The sequence below is a fragment of the [Clostridium] clostridioforme AGR2157 genome (assembly GCF_000424325.1).
Lineage (GTDB): Bacteria > Bacillota > Clostridia > Lachnospirales > Lachnospiraceae > Enterocloster > Enterocloster clostridioformis_A.
This window is the reverse complement of the sequence record NZ_AUJR01000044.1, coordinates 1-21212: the sequence shown is the minus strand read 5'-3', so window position 1 is coordinate 21212 and position 21212 is coordinate 1. Positions and strand designations below refer to the sequence as shown.

Annotated in this window: 22 protein-coding genes and 1 pseudogene; 22 read left to right on the top strand and 1 reads right to left on the bottom strand. The window is 48.3% G+C overall.

The window, feature by feature from the left end; genetic code table 11:
- Positions 1-7 precede the first annotated feature (7 nt).
- The gene (locus G614_RS0117635) at positions 8-1360 is read right to left on the bottom strand and encodes a 4Fe-4S dicluster domain-containing protein (protein ID WP_027643009.1); all 1353 of its coding nucleotides are present in this window, start codon (positions 1358-1360) and stop codon (positions 8-10) included.
- A gap of 224 nt (positions 1361-1584) precedes the next feature.
- On the opposite strand from G614_RS0117635, the gene G614_RS0117630 reads away from it, so the two are divergent.
- The 22 genes and pseudogenes from G614_RS0117630 (at position 1585) to G614_RS34555 (ending at position 21057) form a co-directional block, all read left to right on the top strand.
- On the top strand, positions 1585-1965 hold the full coding sequence (locus G614_RS0117630) for a BMC domain-containing protein (protein ID WP_027643008.1): 381 nt from the start codon (positions 1585-1587) through the stop codon (positions 1963-1965).
- A 31-nt stretch (positions 1966-1996) separates the two neighbouring features.
- A complete protein-coding gene (locus G614_RS0117625; RefSeq protein WP_027643007.1) occupies positions 1997-2488 on the top strand; it encodes a EutP/PduV family microcompartment system protein in 492 nt (163 codons plus the stop codon).
- On the top strand, positions 2460-3032 hold the full coding sequence (locus G614_RS0117620) for a DJ-1/PfpI family protein (protein ID WP_027643006.1): 573 nt from the start codon (positions 2460-2462) through the stop codon (positions 3030-3032). The genes G614_RS0117625 and G614_RS0117620 overlap by 29 nt, the downstream gene beginning before the upstream one ends.
- A gap of 185 nt (positions 3033-3217) precedes the next feature.
- Complete coding sequence (locus G614_RS0117615) at positions 3218-5782, top strand: glycyl radical protein (protein WP_027643005.1); 2565 nt, start codon at positions 3218-3220, stop codon at positions 5780-5782.
- Between the two features lie 36 nt (positions 5783-5818).
- Entirely contained in the window at positions 5819-6736 is a 918-nt protein-coding gene (locus G614_RS0117610) for a glycyl-radical enzyme activating protein (protein WP_027643004.1), read from the top strand.
- A gap of 27 nt (positions 6737-6763) precedes the next feature.
- The gene (gene pduB, locus G614_RS0117605) at positions 6764-7558 is read left to right on the top strand and encodes a propanediol utilization microcompartment protein PduB (RefSeq protein ID WP_027643003.1); all 795 of its coding nucleotides are present in this window, start codon (positions 6764-6766) and stop codon (positions 7556-7558) included.
- A gap of 44 nt (positions 7559-7602) precedes the next feature.
- A complete protein-coding gene (gene pduA / locus G614_RS0117600; RefSeq protein WP_002583259.1) occupies positions 7603-7881 on the top strand; it encodes a propanediol utilization microcompartment protein PduA in 279 nt (92 codons plus the stop codon).
- A 94-nt stretch (positions 7882-7975) separates the two neighbouring features.
- Positions 7976-8767: a hypothetical protein gene (locus G614_RS0117595; RefSeq protein ID WP_027643002.1), complete on the top strand. Its 792-nt coding sequence runs from the start codon at positions 7976-7978 to the stop codon at positions 8765-8767.
- Positions 8768-8788: 21 nt separating this feature from the next.
- Positions 8789-9337 (top strand): BMC domain-containing protein, encoded by a 549-nt coding sequence (locus G614_RS0117590; protein WP_027643001.1) that lies wholly within the window; start codon positions 8789-8791, stop codon positions 9335-9337.
- A 66-nt stretch (positions 9338-9403) separates the two neighbouring features.
- Positions 9404-9667 carry a EutN/CcmL family microcompartment protein gene (locus G614_RS0117585; RefSeq protein ID WP_002568821.1) on the top strand — a complete coding sequence of 88 codons (264 nt, stop codon included), beginning with the start codon at positions 9404-9406 and terminating at the stop codon, positions 9665-9667.
- A 27-nt stretch (positions 9668-9694) separates the two neighbouring features.
- On the top strand, positions 9695-11017 hold the full coding sequence (locus tag G614_RS0117580) for an aldehyde dehydrogenase (RefSeq protein ID WP_044918131.1): 1323 nt from the start codon (positions 9695-9697) through the stop codon (positions 11015-11017).
- 27 nt (positions 11018-11044) lie between these two features.
- Entirely contained in the window at positions 11045-12229 is a 1185-nt protein-coding gene (metK, locus tag G614_RS0117575) for a methionine adenosyltransferase (RefSeq protein WP_027642999.1), read from the top strand.
- 43 nt (positions 12230-12272) lie between these two features.
- A complete protein-coding gene (gene pduA / locus G614_RS0117570) occupies positions 12273-12551 on the top strand; it encodes a propanediol utilization microcompartment protein PduA (RefSeq protein WP_002568818.1) in 279 nt (92 codons plus the stop codon).
- Positions 12552-12613: 62 nt separating this feature from the next.
- Positions 12614-13252 carry a phosphate propanoyltransferase gene (locus tag G614_RS0117565; protein WP_080664543.1) on the top strand — a complete coding sequence of 213 codons (639 nt, stop codon included), beginning with the start codon at positions 12614-12616 and terminating at the stop codon, positions 13250-13252.
- Positions 13253-13277: 25 nt separating this feature from the next.
- Positions 13278-14102, top strand: coding sequence for an ethanolamine utilization protein EutJ (gene eutJ, locus G614_RS0117560; RefSeq protein ID WP_027642997.1), 825 nt, complete (start codon positions 13278-13280; stop codon positions 14100-14102).
- 21 nt (positions 14103-14123) lie between these two features.
- Positions 14124-15539, top strand: a complete 1416-nt coding sequence (locus tag G614_RS0117555; RefSeq protein ID WP_027642996.1) for an aldehyde dehydrogenase family protein — start codon at positions 14124-14126, stop codon at positions 15537-15539.
- A 47-nt stretch (positions 15540-15586) separates the two neighbouring features.
- Positions 15587-16702 (top strand): 1-propanol dehydrogenase PduQ, encoded by a 1116-nt coding sequence (locus tag G614_RS0117550; RefSeq protein ID WP_027642995.1) that lies wholly within the window; start codon positions 15587-15589, stop codon positions 16700-16702.
- A 178-nt stretch (positions 16703-16880) separates the two neighbouring features.
- A complete protein-coding gene (locus tag G614_RS0117545; RefSeq protein WP_027642994.1) occupies positions 16881-18212 on the top strand; it encodes a PocR ligand-binding domain-containing protein in 1332 nt (443 codons plus the stop codon).
- A 2-nt stretch (positions 18213-18214) separates the two neighbouring features.
- The gene (locus G614_RS0117540) at positions 18215-19243 is read left to right on the top strand and encodes a response regulator (RefSeq protein ID WP_027642993.1); all 1029 of its coding nucleotides are present in this window, start codon (positions 18215-18217) and stop codon (positions 19241-19243) included.
- Between the two features lie 56 nt (positions 19244-19299).
- A complete protein-coding gene (locus tag G614_RS0117535; protein WP_027642992.1) occupies positions 19300-19827 on the top strand; it encodes a YceD family protein in 528 nt (175 codons plus the stop codon).
- 3 nt (positions 19828-19830) lie between these two features.
- Positions 19831-20013, top strand: a complete 183-nt coding sequence (gene rpmF, locus G614_RS0117530; protein ID WP_002564324.1) for a 50S ribosomal protein L32 — start codon at positions 19831-19833, stop codon at positions 20011-20013.
- Between the two features lie 89 nt (positions 20014-20102).
- Positions 20103-21057 (top strand): annotated as a pseudogene (locus G614_RS34555) (AAA family ATPase).
- Positions 21058-21212: the final 155 nt, after the last annotated feature.

The following is a 21212-nucleotide window of genomic DNA, read 5'->3' as shown; positions in this document are numbered from 1 at the left end:
TCCTATATTACTGCCTGTCAGCAGAGATGACAATTTCAGTTTCAGTGACTTGGGCAACAGTTCCGGATATGCTTGCGTGGATGTTGGCCCCCAGTGCCTGTTCAGGGATCGCGCCAATCAGCTGACCGCACGCAACTTTGTCGCCGGGCTGTACCTTGGGCACGCTTGGCGCCCCGATGTGCTGCCTGAGGGAAATACGCACAAAATCGGGCTCTGCGGTCACCAAACGGTCAATGTGATAGTCGTAATACTGGTCAACGCCCAGACGGATCGCCATGCGCTTAGACGGCGCTTTCCTCCAGTTTCGCTCTTCCAGCTGTGTGAAGGTTCCGGAAGGCTTTTGGTAGCGGAACTTATTCTGCCGGAGCAGATTCTTGATATAGATATTGACCTGGCGGGGCTGAAGGCCCATGGGACAGGCATAGGTTTCACATAAGCCGCATTCACTGCATATCATGGCCTGTTTTACATTCTCGTCCTCCAGCACATCCTGGGGAGACTGGGCATATGCCAGCCTTCGCATGATCATGTGGGGCTTTATGGGGTGGCCCGTAAGGTGACGCGGACACATCTGAGTGCAGCAGGAACATTGGATGCAGCACATTTTAGCCCGTTTCAGGGTAACAGATACCGGAATATCATGCTGTTTTACCAGGGGGATATCATCAGCCACAATGATATAACCGGATGTGGTTTTTGTGACAGCCAGTCCGGCGGCTTCTTTCATATCATAACATTTTCCCATCATGGGTCCTCCGGCGATTACGTGATAGGAAGAAAGCAGACTTCCTCCTGCCAGGGAAAGGCACTCTGTAAAGGGTGTTCCCAGGGGGGCGCGGACAATGCATGGGGCTCCGACGGTGCCTGTGACAGTCAGATATTTTTCAGTAAAGGGCTGCCCCTGGGCAGCATTGAAAATGGAGTGGACTGTGGCCAGATTGGAGACAACGGCTCCCACATCAAGGGGGATTCCGGAAGGAGGAACCGTACGGCCCGTGATATCGCAGACCATGATCTGCTCATCGCCGGCCGGATAAAAGTTTTTCATCCGGTAAAGCCTGACAGAACTGCCAAGCTCTTTAATAGCGGCCTCCAGGGAAGCAATTTCCTCGGAATATGTTTCCTTCAGTGCAATATATCGTTTTCCTGCCTGCACCATGTCGCCAATCATGCCGGCGGCGGCAACAATCTCTTTTGCTTTGTGAATCATGAGCCAGCGGTCGGTCCGCAGAAGCGGCTCACATTCGGCGGCATTGACAATGAGATATTCCACGGTACAGTTCAGCTTGACATGGGCAGGGAAACCGGCTCCGCCGCACCCGACGATCCCCGCTTCTTTTATTTGTTCTAACAGCGTCATATATATCTCCCTTCGTATATCATTAAGCACCCTTTCTCATTCATTATAAAGAAAAAAGACATCCCGTACAATGAATGGCCAGTCTAAAAAACGGTATTATCCAAACTTGACCGTTCCAAGAGAAAGGTCTGGATAATACAATAAATCAGTTTGTCTATTACTAAGGGAAACTCTTTGCGTGATGTTACAATATAAAAATAAAGTCGGAAAGGTGATGGGGATAAATGGAAATAAAAGACTGGAAGGTCAGCCAGGGAGATTTAATGCGAATCATACAGGAATCGGTACCAGGCAAACAGATTACCATGGCTCATATTATAGCCAGCCCGGATGAGGTTATTTACAGAAAATTGGGACTGGACCCAAGGGTTGATTATCACCGGTCAGCCATTGGAGTGCTGACCCTTACTCCCAGTGAGACAGCGATCATAACCGCGGACCTGGCCATCAAGGCATCTGCCATACAGATTGGTTTTATCGACCGGTTCAGCGGCACGCTCATCATCACGGGAACCATTTCTGATGTCAATATTGCGTTTGAGCGGATTCTGGAGTATACGTCGTCTGAACTGGGCTTTACTGTGTGCAGGGTAACAAAGGCCTGATTCCATGACAGTAAGCAGGGAGGGATGGAACATGAAGAAAATCATGCTGGTGGGCCGCAGCGGCGCGGGAAAGACAACGCTGACACAGGCCATGAAGGGCCGGAGGATAACATACCATAAGACCCAGTACATTAATAATTATGATGTGATTATTGACACACCGGGGGAATATGCGGAGAACAAAACACTGGCAAGAGCGCTGATCCTGTACTCTTATGAGGCGGATGTCGTGGGACTGCTGATAAGCGCCATTGAGGATTATTCATTATACAGCCCCCATATTGTGTCCATGGCAACCAGGGAGGTCATAGGAATCGTGACTCAGATTGACCAGCCGGATGCCAGGCCGGACCTGGCTGCCATGTGGCTGGAGCTTACGGGCTGCAAAAAAATATTCTATGTCAGCTCCGTGACCGGCGAAGGAGTGGGTGATATCCTGAATTACCTGAGGGAAGAGGGAGATGTGATGCCGTGGGAGAAAGAGGAGGAAACAGATGAAACGGGTGTTGATGCTGGCAGGTGACTACACGGAGGACTATGAGGTAATGGTTCCGTACCAGGCCTTGCAGGTAGCTGGAGTGGAGGTGGATGTGGTCTGCCCGGACAAAGAGGCGGGCGATGTCATAAGGACGGCTATCCATGATTTTGAAGGTGACCAGACCTATTCTGAAAAGCCGGGCCATAATTTTGTGCTCAACGCTTCGTTCCAGTACCTGAAGCTGGAGCAGTATGACGGACTGTTCCTTACAGGCGGAAGGGCGCCGGAGTATCTAAGACTGAATCCAAGGGTACTGGACATGGTACATTATTTTATGGATCTGAAAAAACCGGTTGCGGCTATCTGTCATGGGGTACAGATTCTGACTGCGGCAGGAGTGATGAAGGGAAAACAGGTCACGGCGTATCCGGCAGTACGTCCGGAGGTGCTGGCTGCGGGAGGCATTTTTATGGAAAAGGAGCCGTACGAGGCGGTGATTTGTGATAATCTGGTAACATCCCCTGCATGGCCGGGAAATGTAGAGATTCTGAGAGGGTTTCTGAAGCTGTTGGGCGTCACGGCCTTGTAGTGAAAATGGCAGGCGCCAAATACACAGAAAGTTTGTATTTTACTTTTTTTACGTTTTAATAATATGTCTTATTTTTCGCCTCCATAGGATATTATGAGGAGGAGGAACGCCCTGGGGGAAGTGGGCAGGGCATTCTTGGAAACCGGAAACCATAAATAGAAAACAAAATAAAGGAGGATATTTGTATGATAGCAAAGGGGTTTACAGAACCAACCGAAAGAGTGAAACGTCTTAAGAGAGCAATAGTGGATGCAACTCCGTATGTTGAGTCTGAGAGGGCGGTTCTCGTAACAGAGTCCTACAAAGAGACAGAGGGGCTGTCTCCTATTATGCGCCGTGCCAAGGCGGCTGAAAAGATTTTCAACAATCTTCCCATTACCATTCATGATGATGAGCTGATTGTAGGCGCAATTACAAAGAATCTGCGTTCAACAGAGATTTGTCCTGAATTTTCTTATGACTGGGTTGAGAAGGAATTTGAGACAATGGGCACCAGAATGGCGGATCCCTTCCAGATACCAAAAGAGACCGCGGCAGAACTGCATGAAGCGTTCAAATACTGGGAAGGAAAGACCACCAGCGCTTTAGCCGACTCCTATATGTCTCAGGAGACAAAGGACTGCATTGCCAACGGAGTATTTACAGTAGGCAATTATTTCTACGGCGGCGTAGGACATGTGTGCGTGGACTACGGCAAGGTCCTGACCATTGGTTTTACAGGAATCATCAAACAGGTGATTGAAGCAATGGATAAGCTGGACACCAGCGACCCGGAATATATTAAAAAGAAAAACTTTTACGAGGCTCTTGTGATTACATATACAGCAGCCATCAACTTTGCGCACCGCTATGCTGCGAAGGCAGGGGAAATGGCAGCGTCCTGCCCGGACCCGGTAAGAAAAGCCGAGCTGCTTCAGATTGCCGCCAACTGTGACAGAGTTCCTGAAAGAGGTGCGGCCAATTTCTACGAGGCATGCCAGGCATTCTGGTTTGTTCAGATTCTCCTTCAGATTGAAGCCAACGGACATTCTATTTCACCAGGACGTTTTGACCAGTACATGTATCCGCATCTGGCGGCAGACAAGAATATTTCCAAGGAATTTGCACAGGAACTGGTAGACTGCATCTGGGTTAAGTTAAATGACGTCAACAAGACACGCGACGAGGTGTCCGCCCAGGCATTTGCAGGATACGCAGTGTTCCAGAACCTGATTGTAGGCGGTCAGACAGAAGACGGACTGGACGCAACCAACGAAGTTTCCTACATGTGTATGGAAGCAGTTGCCCATGTGGCACTGCCCGCGCCGTCCTTCTCCATCCGTGTTCACCAGAACACACCGGATGAATTCCTCTACAGGGCGTGTGAAGTGACCCGTCTTGGACTGGGCGTGCCGGCCATGTATAACGACGAAGTCATCATCCCCGCATTGTGCAACAGAGGCATATCCCTGGCGGATGCCAGAAGCTATTGTATCATCGGCTGCGTGGAGCCTCAGTGCCCGCATAAGACAGAGGGATGGCATGATGCCGCATTCTTTAATATTGCCAAGGTCCTGGAAATCACCCTGAATAACGGCAAGGTGGGCGACAAGCAGCTGGGACCGCAGACAGGTGATATCACGTCCTTTAACAGCCTGGAGGATATCTTTGCGGCATACAAAAAACAGATGGAATATTTCGTATATCATCTGGCCGAAGCTGACAACTGTGTTGACTACGCACATGCAGAGAGAGCCCCTCTCCCCTTCCTGTCAGCACTGGTTGATGACTGTATCGGAAGAGGAAAGAGCGTTCAGGAGGGCGGAGCAATCTATAACTTTACAGGACCGCAGGCATTTGGCGTAGCTGATTCCGGCGATTCCCTGTGTGCTATCAAGAAACATGTATTTGAGAGCAAGGAAGTGACCATGGCCCAGTTAAAGGAGGCCCTGGCCAATAACTTCGGCTATGCATGCAATGCTTTTGCACCCGCGGCTGATGCTTGTACGGATGAGGCGAAGATTTACGAGGCAGTGAAACGGATTCTGAGCAATAACGGTTCCATCAATCTGGCAGACCTTCAGGCACAGCTGTCCGCGCCAACGCAGGCATGCCGCTGGCCGTCAGCGGCAGAGCCGGCCAAGACAGAAGCAGCCTGCGTGAATGCTGATTATGCACATATTAAGAGACTGATGGAGAATACGCCCTGGTTCGGGAACGATGATGATGAGGTGGATATGATTGCAAGGCGCTGCGGACAGATTTATTCCTACGAGGTAGAGAAGTATAAGAATCCGCGCGGCGGACAGTTCCAGGCAGGCTGCTATCCTGTATCAGCCAATGTATTATTTGGAAAGGACGTAGGCGCCCTTCCGGACGGCAGACTTGCCAAGGCTCCTTTGGCCGACGGCGTATCCCCAAGACAGGGCAAGGATACCAACGGGCCGACAGCAGCAGCCATGTCCGTGGCTAAACTGGACCATGCAAACTATTCCAACGGTACTCTGTACAACCAGAAGTTCCTTCCTTCCGCACTTGCAGGAGACGAGGGACTGAAGCGCTTCGCATCCATTGTGCGTTCCTATTTTGACCACAAAGGCATGCATGTGCAGTTTAACGTAATTGACAGGGCAACATTGCTTGCCGCCCAGGAGCGGCCTGAGGATTACAAGGACCTGGTGGTCCGCGTCGCAGGATACAGCGCGCAGTTTACCGTTCTGGCAAAAGAAGTTCAGGATGATATTATCAGCCGTACAGAACAGACTTTATAGCGGGGTTTCAGCATAATACAGTGAAGGGAGTTCGGCGTGGATTCAATCAATTATAATTTAACAGGAACCGTGTTCGACATACAAAGGTTTTCCCTGCATGACGGGCCGGGTATCCGGACAATCGTGTTTTTAAAGGGCTGTCCTCTCTCCTGCAAGTGGTGCAGTAATCCTGAATCCCAAAGTATCAAGCCAGTTATCATGTATAAAGCAGATGATTGCCTCCATTGTGGCCGTTGTATGACGGCCTGCAGGAGGGGGGCAATCAGCCCGGAACATAAAAATTGGGTCAACAGGGAGCTGTGCAGCGGATGCGGTGAGTGTGCCAACGCATGTCCTGCGGGCGCTCTGGTGCTTAAAGGAAAGACAATGTCAATCCAGCAGGTAATCCGGGAGCTGAAGAAGGATGCCACTACCTACAGGCGTTCCGGCGGAGGCATCACCCTGTCAGGCGGTGAACCGCTGGTACAGTATGAATTTGCTTCTGAACTACTGCAGGCGTGCAAGGGTCAGGGATGGCACACTGCCATTGAAACCACAGGCGCGGGAAGCAGGGAAGCCATTGAAAAGGTAATTCCTTATGTGGATACGGTGCTTCTGGATATCAAGCACATGGACAGCGGGCAGCATAAAAAGTTTACAGGCATTGGCAATGAACCGGTCATTAAAAATGCTCCCGAAATCTGTAAAATATCCAATACCGTAATCCGTGTTCCTGTGATACCGGGCTTTAATTACTCGGTGGAGGCCATTAAGGCAATTTCGGAGTTTGCCAGAACTCTGGTGGGCATACGGACCATACATCTGCTGCCGTACCATTCCTTTGGCGAGAACAAGTATGGATTGTTAGGCCAGGACTATACGATGAAGCAGGTCAAACCGCTGGCTCCGGAGGATTTGGAGGAATGCAGGACAGTGGTGGAGAGTTATGGTTTTCAATGTATCATTGGCGGTTAGACACGATTTTAGAATGGAGGAAGAAGAATGGATCAGCAGTTAATTGAGAAGGTAATGAAGCAGGTTTCTGACGAGCTTGGCATCAAGCAGGAGGAATGCAGGGGAGAGGCGCCAAAGGAAGAATGCTGCGGCAGCAATATCGGACTGACCGAGTTTGTAGGAACAGCAATCGGAGATACAATCGGACTTGTGATTGCCAGTGTGGACCCCCTTCTGGTAGATGTAATGAAATTAGGCAAATACCGTTCCATCGGTATTGTAGGCGGAAGAGTCGGCGCCGGTCCTCAGATTTGGGCGGTTGACGAGGCTGTAAAGGCAACCAACACCGAGATTATCTCTGTGGAGCTTCCCAGAGATACAAAAGGCGGGGCCGGACACGGCAGTTTGATATATATTGGTGCAGATGATGTGTCGGATGCAAGAAGAGCAGTTGAGATCGCCCTTCAGGTCCTTCCGAAATATTTCGGCGATGTATATGGAAACGATGCAGGTCATCTGGAGTTCCAGTATACCGCAAGAGCCAGCTACTGTCTGGAAAAGGCGCTGGGCGCACCGGTTGGAAGGGCATTCGGCATGACATGTGCAGGCCCGGCCGCAATCGGCACGGTTCTGGCAGATATTGCAGTGAAGGCAGCTAATGTGGAGGTGGTAGGATACTGCTCACCGTCCTGCGGCACCAGCTATTCCAACGAGGTTATCCTTACATTTACCGGTGATTCAGGAGCCGTTCGCCAGGCAGTGAAGGCTTCCATTGAAGCCGGAAAGAAGATGCTGGGGGCATTGGGGGCTGAACCGAAGTCTACAACAACTCCGTACATCTAGTAAGACCGGTCTGGAGAATGTGAATCAATTAAGGAGGTTCTAATATGAATGCAGATGCATTAGGTATGGTCGAAACAAAAGGCTTAGTGGGTGCAATCGAAGCAGCGGATGCCATGGTCAAGGCAGCCAATGTTTCACTGGTGGGATATGAGAAGATTGGTTCAGGACTTGTTACCGTCATGGTAAGAGGTGACGTTGGTGCGGTTAAGGCAGCTACCGACGCCGGAGCGGCTTCTGCGGCAGCAGTTGGAGAGGTTGTATCTACCCACGTTATTCCACGTCCTCATACAGATGTTGAAAAGATTCTTCCACATCTTGAATAAAGGCAGCAGATAGAATCACTTATCTGTCAGCGGTTGCAGCGGGGAATGCCCCTATCCGTTGGATAGGGGCATTCCTTGAAACGAGGTGAAAGAATTGAATATCAGTGAAGAACAGTTGAAAGAACTGGTACTGCGTGTGTTAAGTGATCTGGAGGCGGAAAAAAGGGCGGAATGCATGAAGGATACCAGACAGACGCTGTATATGCTGTGCGTATCCTCATGGAGCGAACGGTATATGGAGTTTCTAAAGGAAATGGAAGGGTCGGATGCATATGATATTGTTCCCGTAATTCCCTCATCCTGGAAGGATATGGGATATGAGGCCAGACTCAGGCAGTCCGTATCGTTCGGCAAAATCCTGTACCGCTCCGGTGAAATGCCGGATGACCTGGACAGGGCAGTGACGCTGCTTCCGGTAGTTCCCAGGGACGTACTGGTGAAAACAGCATTATGCATCAGCGATACATATGAGACTTCATGGATAGCAGAATGCATGGAACAGGGCAGCCGGGTTGTACTTCTTCGCTCGGGCCTGGCAAAGTTTTCCGGAAATGAAAAACCTGCGTACCGGAGACGTATCATGGAGTATTACAGGCAGGCGCTGGAGTTTGGAATCGAGATATGCAGCGCAGAGGAGTTTTCAGGCAGGGCCCCTTATGAAATACCGTGTGAAGGGCCGGACCTGGCAATGACCTGCCGCATATCGACTGGCCGGACAGAAAACAGCACATGTACACGGGAGCCGGATAAAAAGAAAAAAAGAGTAATATCGTCGTCCAATGTGGAACAATTTGCTTCTGACGGCGTCATATATCTTCAGCCCGGAGATATCGTTACAGATTTGGCAAAAGACAGGGCGAAATTTCTAAAGATAGTATTCAAATAAAAAGGAGAGTGAGGTGATAGGATGAAACAGGCATTGGGATTAGTGGAAATCAGCGGACTGTCCACAGCAGTTGTGGCCGCCGATACCATGGCCAAAGCAGCCAATATCCGCATTCTGGAGATTGAAAACACAAAGGGGCTGGGATACATGACTATTAAGATTGCCGGGGATGTGGGAGCCGTTAACGCTGCCGTCAATGCGGGAAAGCAGATTGGAGCGGCAAACAATAAACTGGTTTCATGGAAGGTCATTCCAAGGCCGTCCGATTATGTGGAACAGGCATTCTGCTGTCCCGATCCTCCAGTACCGCCTTCCCCTCCGATGAAAGACGGGCAGGAGGAGACTGAAACCGGGAAAACAGAAGAGACCGAACAGCCGTCAGAGACAGAGCCGCTTAAGCCGGGGGATGAGGCCACGACATCAGAGTCTGAGCCGGAAGAGCCAGGGCCAGAAGAGTCTGAGCCAGAAGAGTCTGAGCCGGCGGCAACACCGGCGGAAAAACCAAAGAAAGCTGTCCGGCGCGCATCATCTGCCAAGGGCACCGGTATCACAAGGCAAAAAAACAGTTAATTGAAATCAGGAATACCGGTAATGACATAGGACAGCCGGATTCTCCGTGAAAGGAATGTGAATGGCATGAGATTAGCTAAGATAATAGGAACAGTTGTGGCTACCAGAAAAGATAACTCCCTGGTGGGCTACAAACTGATGATTATCAGACGGATTGATGGACATGGTAATTTCATTGATTCAGAGGAAGTGGCTGTGGATTATGTAGGGGCCGGAATTGGTGAGACAGTCCTGATTGGTTCGGGCTCTTCTGTACGTGTGGACCAGTCCAAGCGGGAGGCTGTCATTGATATGGCAATTATCGGAATCGTAGATACAATGGATATATAGTGTAGTCATTTTTAAGGAAAGGAGGTAATGAATGACATGAAAAGCAGTATTTACTCCAGCGTGACCGATGCAGTAGCAGCTGCAAAGGGAGCCTATGGCAGATATACAAAGCTGACCCTGAATGAACGGCAGGAAATCCTGGAAGGAGTGAAAAAAGCACTTCGTCCCATTGCAAATGAACTCGCCGCCATGACAGTTGCGGAAACCGGCATGGGAATTGTCCAGGATAAGGCACAGAAAATAAAACTTGCCATCGAGAAAACGCCCGGCGTGGAGGACCTGATTACAGAAGTCAATACAGGCGACCATGGAATGACACTCTATGAACTTTCCTCTTTTGGTATCGTATGTGCGGTACAGCCATGCACCAATCCCTGCGCGACTCTTATCAGCAACACCATCGGTATGCTGGCTGCGGGGAATGCAATCATCCATTGCCCACATCCGAGAGCAGTTAAGGTTTCACAGTTCCTGACCACGATTATCAGCGAGACAATCCGCAGTATCAGCGGCATTGACAATCTGGTAGTCACCCTTCATGAAAGTCTGATGGGATTTACCACAGAGGTCATGAGCCATCCTGATGTTGACCTGGTTGTCTGCACCGGGGGCAGCGGTTCCCTGCGCCAGGCCATGACGTCCGGTAAAAAGGTAATTGGAGCCGGACCGGCCAATCCTGTCACGATTGTGGATGCCACAGCCAATCTGGAAAAGGCGGCCAGAGATATTGTAAGAGGCGCTTCGTTTGACAATAATCTGATGTGTACATCAGAAAAGTGTATGGTTGTGGAGGAGAGCGTATCAGACCGTTTTATATATGAACTTCTGAAAAACGGTGTGTACTATATCCGGAATGAGGCGGAAATCCAGAAACTTCTGAATGCCGCAGTCACAGAGGATTTTGTGATTAATAAGAAACTGGAAGGCCGGAGCGCCAAGGAGATTCTTGAATATGCCGGCATTCCCGCCAGCAAAGCCATAAAACTGATTGTGGCAGAGACAGGGCGGATGCATCCCTTTGTTACCACGGAACTTATGATGCCTCTTGTGCCATTGGTAAAGGCGGCTGATTTTGACGAGGCTCTGGAAATCGCCTTGGAAGTGGAGCAGGGATATAAACATACGGCAACCATTCATTCTGAGTCCATCGAGCATCTGAACCGGGCCGCCAGGGAATTACAGACCTCAGTGTTTGTTAAAAACGGTCCTTCCCTTATGGGAATCGGCTTTGATAAAGAAGGTCATACCAGCTTTACAATCGCAACCACCACAGGAGAGGGTACTACCACGGCAAGGCATTTTGCCCGCAGGAGAAGATGCACGTTGACAAGTGGATTTTCGATTCGCTGATTGTAATTAGGAAAGCAGGTTGATGGAATGATGGAAGGACGGGATGACAGATTTTATTACGTAACTTCGGAATCTGTAACCGAAGGCCATCCTGATAAGGTGTGTGACCAGATTGCAGACGGCATTCTGGATGCATATTTGGAGCAGGATTCGAAATCCAGGGTGGCAATAGAGGCTATGGCATCTGCGAACACGCTGATGCTGGCAGGCGAGGTCACATCAAAGGGCCATGTGGATGCAGCGGCAAAGGCCAGGGAGATTATCAGAAGAATAGGCTACACGGAACATGGAAAAGGATTTGACGCTGATACATGTATGATATTTACCAATATCCATAACCAGTCACCGGATATTTCCATGGGTGTCACCAGAAGCAGCGAAACCGGGAAGGAGGTTCTGGGCGGAGGAGACCAGGGAATCATGTATGGCTATGCTGTCAATGAGACAGAAAGCCTGATGCCGCTGTCCTGCCATCTGGCCAATCGCCTGGCCCAACGTCTGGCCTATGTGAGGAAGGTTCTGAAAACAGATTTTTTATATCCTGACGGCAAAACCCAGATTACGATGAAGTACGACGAGGCAGGGAAACCGGTGAGCATTCACAGTGTTGTTGTGTCCACACAGCACGGCGAGGCAGTTTCCCATGAGCTGCTGGATGCGTTCATACGCTGTACGGTCATAGAGCCGGTAATTGATTCCCGCTGGATTACGCCGGAAACCAGGATTCATGTAAATCCCACAGGACGCTTTGTCATAGGAGGGCCTGCCGGGGATACGGGCGTCACCGGAAGAAAAATCATGGTTGACACCTATGGTACCGTTGGAAAACATGGAGGCGGCGCCTTCTCGGGAAAGGACCCCACAAAGGTAGACCGATCGGCTGCTTATATGGCCCGCTATGTGGCTAAGAATATTGTGGCGGCGGAATTGGCAGACCGATGTGAGGTTGCGCTGGCATATGTAATCGGAGGCATTGAACCGGAGGCAATTACCATTAATACCTTTGGAACGGGCAGGATTCCGGACAGCCACATCGAGGAACTGGTCAAATCCGTATTTTCATTTGGGGTAGCTGATTACATCGCAGAACTGAATCTTCGGACACCGCAGTATTTAAAGACAGCAGCATACGGGCATTTCGGGAGGGATGACCAGGGTTTCAGGTGGGAAGAAACCGACAAGGCCTGGCTGCTGAAACAGTTGGCTTTTTAGATTTTTTTATTAAATAAAACATAACATTCAGGAGGAAAATAATATGTCAAATGAAGCATTGGGAATGGTTGAGACAAAAGGTCTGGTAGGAGCAATTGAGGCGGCGGACGCAATGACAAAAGCAGCAAATGTGGCTCTTATCGGTTACGAGAAGATAGGTTCCGGACTGGTAACTGTTATGGTCCGCGGGGATGTGGGCGCAGTGAAGGCTTCGGTTGATGCAGGCGCTGCCGCTGCGGCAAACGTGGGCCAGGTAGTATCCCAGCATGTAATACCAAGACCGCATACGGATGTAGAGAAAATTTTACCGAAATCATTATAATATGCCAGTAAGTGTATACCGGCTTCCGTGGCCGGTATACAAACTTCCGGAAGGGGTTGAACATGATGGTAAATGAAGAACTGCTGAAACTGATTACCGAACGGGTAATAGATAAGATTACAAAATATAATGCGTTTAAAATCCCTGTAGGAGTTTCCAACCGGCACGTTCATGTGACTTCGGAAGATTTGGAGACCTTGTTTGGAAAAGGGTATCAGCTCACCAAAAAAAGCGATTTAAAACAGCCGGGGCAATATGCCTGCAATGAGACTGTGACAATCCGCGGACCAAAAGGTGAGTTTGAACGGGTGCGTATACTGGGACCGGTCAGAAAGCAAAGCCAGATAGAGATATCCAAAACAGACAGCTTCCGCCTGGGCGTCAAAGCTCCAATCAGGGAGTCGGGAGATTTGACAGGAACGCCCGGACTGGAAATGGTGGGACCCAAGGGTACGGTTTGGCTGCCCCGGGGAGCGATTGTAGCGCTCCGCCATATCCATATGACGCCGCAGCAGGCGGAGGCCATGGGGGTATGGGATAAGGATATCGTGGAGGTGGAAACATTCGGTGAAAGACACGGAGTGTTTGGAGATGTTTTAATCCGGGTGTCAGAACAATTTGAACTGGAGATGCATGTGGATGTGGATGAAGCCAATGCATGTGCGCTTAAGAACAATGATTATGTCATAATCCGGCGATAAATCAAGCTTAGAAAAGAGGGGTTATATGCTCATGACCAAAGAAGTGCTGTCTGAATTTTCGGAGCTGATAAGGGAGAACAAATGCAATCCCTTTTCAGGGATGTTAAAGACAGGTGTGGATTTGGGAACTGCCAACATAGTAATCGCTGTCACGGATGAGAATAACCATCCCGTTGCAGGCGCGACCGCTGTTTCCAAAGTAGTAAAGGACGGCATTGTGGTGGATTTTGTGGGCGCAATGCAGACCGTACGCCGCCTGAAGGCCCAGCTGGAGGAATTGCTTGGAGTGCCCCTGGAAACAGCGGCCACCGCGGTTCCCCCGGGAATCATCGAGGGAAACGTAAGGTGTATTGCTAATGTGGTGGAGGGGGCCGGATTTGAAGTGATTCATGTGATTGATGAACCCACCGCGGCAGCCTCGGTGCTGGGAATCAGAGACGGGGCAGTTGTGGATGTCGGAGGCGGAACCACCGGAATCAGCATACTGAAAGACGGAAGGGTGATTTTTACCGCAGATGAGCCTACTGGCGGAACCCATATGACTCTGGTCCTTGCGGGATATTATGGAATCTCAATTGAGGAAGCCGAAAAACTGAAAACAGATAAAGACAAAGAAAGGGATGTCTTTCCAATCATAAAACCAGTGGTTGAAAAGATGGCATCTATCGTCAAAGGATTCCTTTCCGGATATGAGGTGGACTGTGTTTATGTAGTAGGCGGAGCCAGCTGCTTCAGCGAGTTTGAACATACATTTGAGAAGGCATTGGGCATCACAACGGTCAAGACGAATGATGCGCTCTTGGTTACTCCTCTCGGCATCGCATGGAATGCCTCTGCTGGCCCCGTATAAATGAAGGAAGGTGTGATACGCTTGGATATGGATATAAAAGTAATTGAACAGATGGTAGAACAGGCTTTAAAGGAGATAAAGGCAGAACAGCCCCAGAAGTTTACAATGCCAAAGGCAGAGCTGTATGGCGTATTTAAAACAATGGATGAGGCGATTGCAGCTTCAGAAGAAGCGCAGAAAAAGCTGTTATTCTCTAAAATTTCAGACAGGCAGAAATATGTGGATGTGATCCGCCGGACGATTCTTAAAAGAGAGAATCTGGAGATGATATCCAGGCTGTCTGTGGAAGAGACGGAGATTGGCGACTATGAACATAAATTAATTAAAAACCGGCTGGCGGCTGAGAAGACTCCAGGTACGGAGGATTTGCTGACAGAGGCCATGACCGGTGACAACGGACTGACTTTGGTGGAATATTGTCCCTTTGGCGTCATTGGCGCCATTACGCCAACCACTAATCCCACCGAGACAATCATCAACAATTCCATTTCCATGATTGCCGGAGGGAATACAGTTGTGTTCAGTCCTCATCCCAGGGCAAAAAAGGTTTCACAGATGACAGTAAAGCTGTTGAACAAAGCCCTGACAGAGAGCGGCGCCCCGGAGAACCTGATTACCATGGTGGAAGAGCCGTCCATAGAAAATACCAATAAAATGATTGAGAACCCAAGTGTCCGTCTGCTGGTGGCCACCGGAGGTCCCTCCATTGTCAAGAAAGTACTGTCTTCCGGAAAAAAGGCAATCGGCGCAGGTGCCGGCAATCCTCCGGTTGTGGTTGACGAGACAGCCGATATTGTAAAGGCTGCAAAAGATATTGTGGATGGATGCAGTTTTGATAACAACGTTCCATGTATCGCAGAAAAGGAAGTTTTTGCTGTGGATTCAATCTGTGATTACCTGATTCACAACATGAAGGAAAACGGTGCGTATCAAATTACGGACCCGGCACAGTTGGAGCAGCTGGTAACGCTTGTAACCAATGAAAAAGGAGGTCCGAAGACATCCTTTGTGGGAAAGAGCGCCCGTTATATCCTGGGTAAGCTGGGAATCACAGCGGACGCCAGTGTCAGGGTCATCATCATGGAGGTTCCGAAGGAGCATCTGCTTGTTCAGGAGGAAATGATGATGCCCATTCTTCCGGTGGTGCGGGTCTGTGATGTGGATACGGCAATTGAATATGCCCATCAGGCAGAGCACGGGAACCGTCACACAGCCATGATGCACTCCAGGAATGTAGAAAAGCTCAGCAAGATGGCTAAAATTATGGAGACCACCATCTTTGTCAAAAATGCTCCGTCCTACGCCGGAATCGGTGTGGGGGGCGAGGGGTATACCACCTTCACCATTGCCGGACCTACCGGAGAGGGACTTACATCCCCCAGGGCATTTTGCAGGAAGCGCAAATGTGTTATGACTGATGCCTTTAGTATCCGTTAATCCCTGTACGCGGCAGTATATGGACTGAATGTGAAGGAGAAGTGCAAATGTCTAATGTATATATAAAAACAAAGATACGCAGCGGAAGCTACGCAATGGAATATCTGCGGAAAATCCGAAAAAAAAGGGTCCTGATGGTTTGTGATAAGTTCCTTGCAGAGAGCGGGGCAATCAGCTACATATTGGATGCGCTGGATTCCAGCAATACCGTGGATATATTTGACCAGGCCATACCGGATCCCACCATCGAGGTGGTGGGAAAGGGGCTTAGCGTAATCTGCAAGGTACGTCCTGAGATTGTCATTGGTTTTGGAGGCGGATCTGCCATTGATACGGCCAAGGGAATGATTTACTTTGCCGGAGTGAGGAATCTGGTTCCGAAGCCGAAATTCATCACCATACCCACAACCAGCGGAACCGGCTCAGAGGTCACCTCAGCCGCTGTCATAACGGATTCAGAGAGTAAGAGCAAGCATCTGATATCATCGGATGATATTCTGGCAGACGTGGCCATCCTTGACCCAAGGCTTACATTGTCTGTACCGCCTTCCATTACGGCAAATACAGGGATGGATGTGCTGACACATGCCCTGGAGGCCTATGTTGCAAACGGGAGCAATGTATTCTCGGACGCGCTGTCGGAAAAGGCAATTGAATTGCTGATTAAGGCGCTTTTACAATGCTACAGGGATGGAAAGAATTTAGAGGCCAGAACCCTGATGCATGAGGCGTCCACATTGGCGGGAATGGCTTTTAACACGGCAGGCCTGGGATTGAACCACAGCATTGCCCACCAGCTGGGAGGCACGTTCCACATTCCCCATGGATTGGCCAATGCCATACTGTTAAATAAGGTCATTGATTATAATAGTGTAAACCATGATATCATGAACAAATACGCAAGTCTTGCGTACAAGGTCCAGTTGGTTGACATGAACGAATCACCGGCAATGGCTGTCAACACCTTAAAGGAGCTGATTCATACCCTGATGCGGTGCATGGAAATGCCTTCCTCTATCAGGGAGCTGGGAATCAGCAGAGAAGCATATGAAGAGCAGCTGCAGAACATGACGGATAACGCCCTGATGGACAACTGCCTTGCAGGCAATCCAAGGGAAGCCGGAACAGAGGCCATTAAGAAAATATTATTAAGTATCTATTAATTGACAGAGAAGATGCCTTATGACAAGCTGGATATAAGACCGTGCTGCCCAAAAGGAGCTGGCACGGCCTTTTTCCATACGCCGTTGTACCGCCTGGCCCCAGGCCGGAATAGGATTGTTTAAATGGTGAAAAGATGCTAAAATAACAATTACAGGCATAAAGAGAGGGATTAATCAGATGGCAGAATATCATAAGATGATGCATATGGAAGAGATAGAACCAGATGCATTGGATGAATATCTCAGCATCAATGAAGAAAACAGTATTAATCAGCTGGATATCATCCACCTGTTCGGAAAAGAGAAGCTGGAGACAATACAGGAGAGCCTTTCCAAGGCAACCGGACTGGCTTTCATCACAGTTGATTTCAAGGGGGATCCCATTACATCGGCAACCTCCTTTTCACGCTATTGTGAAAAGGTCCGCAGCAACCCGGAGGCAATGGAGCGATGTAAATCTTCGGATGCCTTCGGTTCCATCCAGGCAGCGGTTACACAAAAGACAAACGTATACTTTTGTCCCTGCGGACTTTTGGAGGTGGCCATTCCAATTATTGTCCGCGGCCATTATCTGGGAGGTTTTATCGGAGGCCAGATTCAATGCAATGATGCCCCGGAATCTGTCAGCAGGCTGTCATCGGTCATGCACGCTGCCAAGGCGGATGAGGCGGTTGCGGAATACAGACCGTTACTGGATGAGATTCCCTTTTATTCATATGAAAAATTTCTGGATATAGCGAACCTGGTTTTTCTGGTAATCAACCAGCTAAGCGAGAACGAGGTCAGCCAGCACCTTCAGGAAGATATTCTGAAGAAACGGATGAAAAAGCTGCAGGTATTGAACCACAGCTACGCCAAAGAAATTACACAAATTAACAGGCGGTTTATGGAACTGGAGATGCGGAGCAACCAATACGAGCTTCTGGATATGCTGACATCACTGCTGAATCTGACCATCATAGAAGAAGCCGACAGGACAAATGAACTGCTGAGCTCCTATATTGATTATATAAAATATAAATATACGGAAAAGAGTGCCTTTGTTCATATTTCCGGAGAGCTGGAGCATGCGGAGCAGTACCTGTTATTCCAGAAAAAGAAAACAGGGGACCGGCTTAAGTATTCCATCCAGGTGCCGAAGGAACTGCATATGCAGAAGATGCCCTCTGATATTTTAATGCCGTTCATACAAAACGCCTTTTATAATGGTATTATGCTGAAGAAGGAAGGCGGAGAAATTACGGTGACAGGGTATATGCACAGTGGTAATATGTTTCTGGAGATAAATGACACAGGCCCGGGACTTACGGAAGAAGAGCTGGATATCAAGTATGAAGCTTATAAGGACAAACATGAAGGCTATTATATAAAAATGGGTATGGAATATGCAAAGGAGAAGATGAAAAGACTGTTTGGAAAGGAGTACGGCATTATTACGGAGAATTACAGAAACAAAGGATCGAAAAGTATCTTATTGTGGCCGGAGCATTATGAAGAAAGGACTGAGTAGTCATGTACAGGGTTTTGATAGCAGATGATGATATACTGATGCGCGAAGCGCTGCATGTGATGATTGCAAAGGATAGTGCTTTCAAAGTGGTTTCCATGACAGATACCGGTGAGCGTGCGGTCCGTGTCTGTAAAGAGGATGTGATTGATATTGTATTCATGGATATGCAGATGCCGGGAATCACCGGCCTGGAAGCCAGCAGGATTATTCACCAGTCCAATCCGGGGATTAGTATATATATCCTTACTGCCCATGCTGCCAATGTTCTGATTCGAAGTGCAGCCCAAAGCCAGGTAAAGGACGTTCTGGAAAAGCCGATTACATACAGCTGTATGAAGAAAATCCTGGAAAATTACAAAACAGAACATGAGGATTCCGTGCAGAACCAACTGGAAATCCTTGCTTCCTATCTTCGGAATAAAGATTTCGGGGATTTTTATGGTGGAATTGCCGGTGTAATTGATGAAATTTACGCAATTGGCGGGGAGGATTCCGTCCGGCTGATTAAGCTTTTTACCTATTTGGGACAGAACCTGCTGGACACCAGGAGTGTATATGGCGACAGCGGAAACATATCAGAACTGTTCCCAATCAATGAGGTACTGATTCCGGACAGAAAAACATCAGAACTCTGGCTCTTCAGGGTTATGGATTATCTGTTCCGGCGAAACAGCATCGGCCGTTATCCGCTGCTGGAAAATATTTTTATTTATATAGAGAAACATATAAAAGAAGATATCACTCTCAACAGTATTATTGAGAACTGTGCAATCAGCCAGGGATATCTGAGCCGTATTTTCAGGGAGCAGTTTAAGGTCAGCGTTACGGAGTATCTTCATATGAGAAAACTGCATCTGGCTAAGGGCTATTTTTACTTTACAGAGGACAGCATTGCGGAGGTTGCGTTCCGTTTGGGCTACAATGAAAGCAGTTATTTTAGCAAAGTTTTCAAAAAGTTTGAAAATATGACGGTAAAGCAATATAAGAACCAAATTCGGCACGATTCTTCTGGAAAAAAAACGGAAATGTAGTTGACAAAATGTGCAATGGTATGTATAATGCAAGAGATGCGTATTAGGAGGTTAATATGCTAATTAACTTATCTGAGCTGTTTCCTGTTGAGGGAAAGTCCAAAACATATACGCCTGAGCTTGAGATGACCCAGTTCAGGATGGCCGACGCTGTATACGACATTGCAGAAAAGGGACCGTTGTCATTCGTGATAACAAATATGGGAAATAAGAAGCTGACCTTAGCGGGAACCGTTGATTTGGTTCTGATTATGCCATGTGCCAGATGTCTTGACCCTGTGAGAGTTCCTTTCCATCTGGAGATTGACCAGGAACTGGACATGAACCAGAGTGATGAAGAACGAGTGGAAGATCTGGACGAGCAGCCCTACGTAAATGGTTATAAACTGGATATCGACCAGCTGGTTGGTAATGAGTTAACCTTGAACCTGCCTATGGCGGTTCTCTGCAGTGATAACTGTAAGGGAATCTGTGATAGATGTGGCACAAATCTCAAGCACGAGACTTGTGACTGCGATAATAGGCCACTTGACCCAAGGATGTCAGTTATCCAGGATATTTTTAAACAGTCGAAGGAGGTGTAAACCATGTCTATCTGTCCAAAGAATAAATCTTCTAAAGCTAGAAGAGACAGCCGTAGAGCAAACTGGAAGATGAGCGCTCCAAATCTGGTAAAGTGCAGCAAGTGCGGTGCCCTGATGATGCCTCATAGAGTTTGCAAGGCTTGTGGCTCTTACAACAAGCGCGAGATAGTATCTGTAGAGGACTAAGAATCAAAATTTTCATAAAAAATGAAAATTGCTAGTAAATACAAGGGTTTTCGGCTCATTAGCTGAGAACCCTTGTTTACATAAAACAGATGCCAGCAAATAGAAAAATTTCCGCCAATAAGCAATGCTGTAGTTTTTGTGGTAAGGGTTCGGATGAAGTGGGTGTATTGATTTCTGCAAAAGAAACAGCAGGTCCATTCATCTGTGAGGAGTGTTTGGAAGCTGGATGAATGACAGCAATGAGGATATTGGAAGAAGATGGCAGTAACCCTTATCACAACACTACCTTCTCTCTTAAAACAAAGAAAAAAACAAAACTGCCGATACCGACAGAGATTAAGGAGTTTCTGGATCAATATGTAATCGGACAGGATGAGGCAAAAAAGGTCTTGTCGGTGGCAGTCTATAACCACTACAAGAGACTGATGCACCCGATAGCAAATGGAGTAGAAATCGGGAAATCAAATGTTTTATTGCTTGGCCCGACCGGCTCAGGTAAAACCTATCTGGCGCAGACGCTGGCGAAGTGCTTAAATGTTCCGTTTGCAATCGTGGATGCCACTGCCTTAACAGAAGCGGGATATGTCGGTGAGGACGTGGAAAATATCCTGTTGAAACTAATCCAGGCTGCCGATGGAGATATTAAAAGCGCTGAGCAGGGGATCATCTATATTGACGAAATCGATAAGATCGCAAAAAAGGGAGAAAATGTCTCCATCACACATCGGACGGCTTCCGGTGACGGTCGTGCTGAATGAATTAGATGAAAAGGCACTGATCAATATTCTGACAAAACCGAAAAATGCAATCATCAAACAGTATCAGGCACTTCTGGGGATGGACGGAGTAGAATTGACATTTGAAGAAGATGCATTAAAGGAAATTGCCAGGATCGCACAGGAAAACAAAACAGGAGCCAGGGGACTGAGGGCGATTTTGGAAACTGCCATGACGGACATCATGTTGCACGCCCCAGCTGGTGATGTAAAAGAAATTACGGTGACAAAAGAAATGATTGCCGATATAAAAAAAGCAGCGGCATAAAAAATAAGGAAGAGTTCTCGTGTATGGGAACTCTTTTTACTTTTCAGGAAACTTCGCAAATCGGCCAAAATGGTGTATAATAGACTTGAAATAAAAAATGGCATAGCAAAAGAGCGAAGATGTAACTTCGCCATGACGTTGCCTATGTAGTTTTT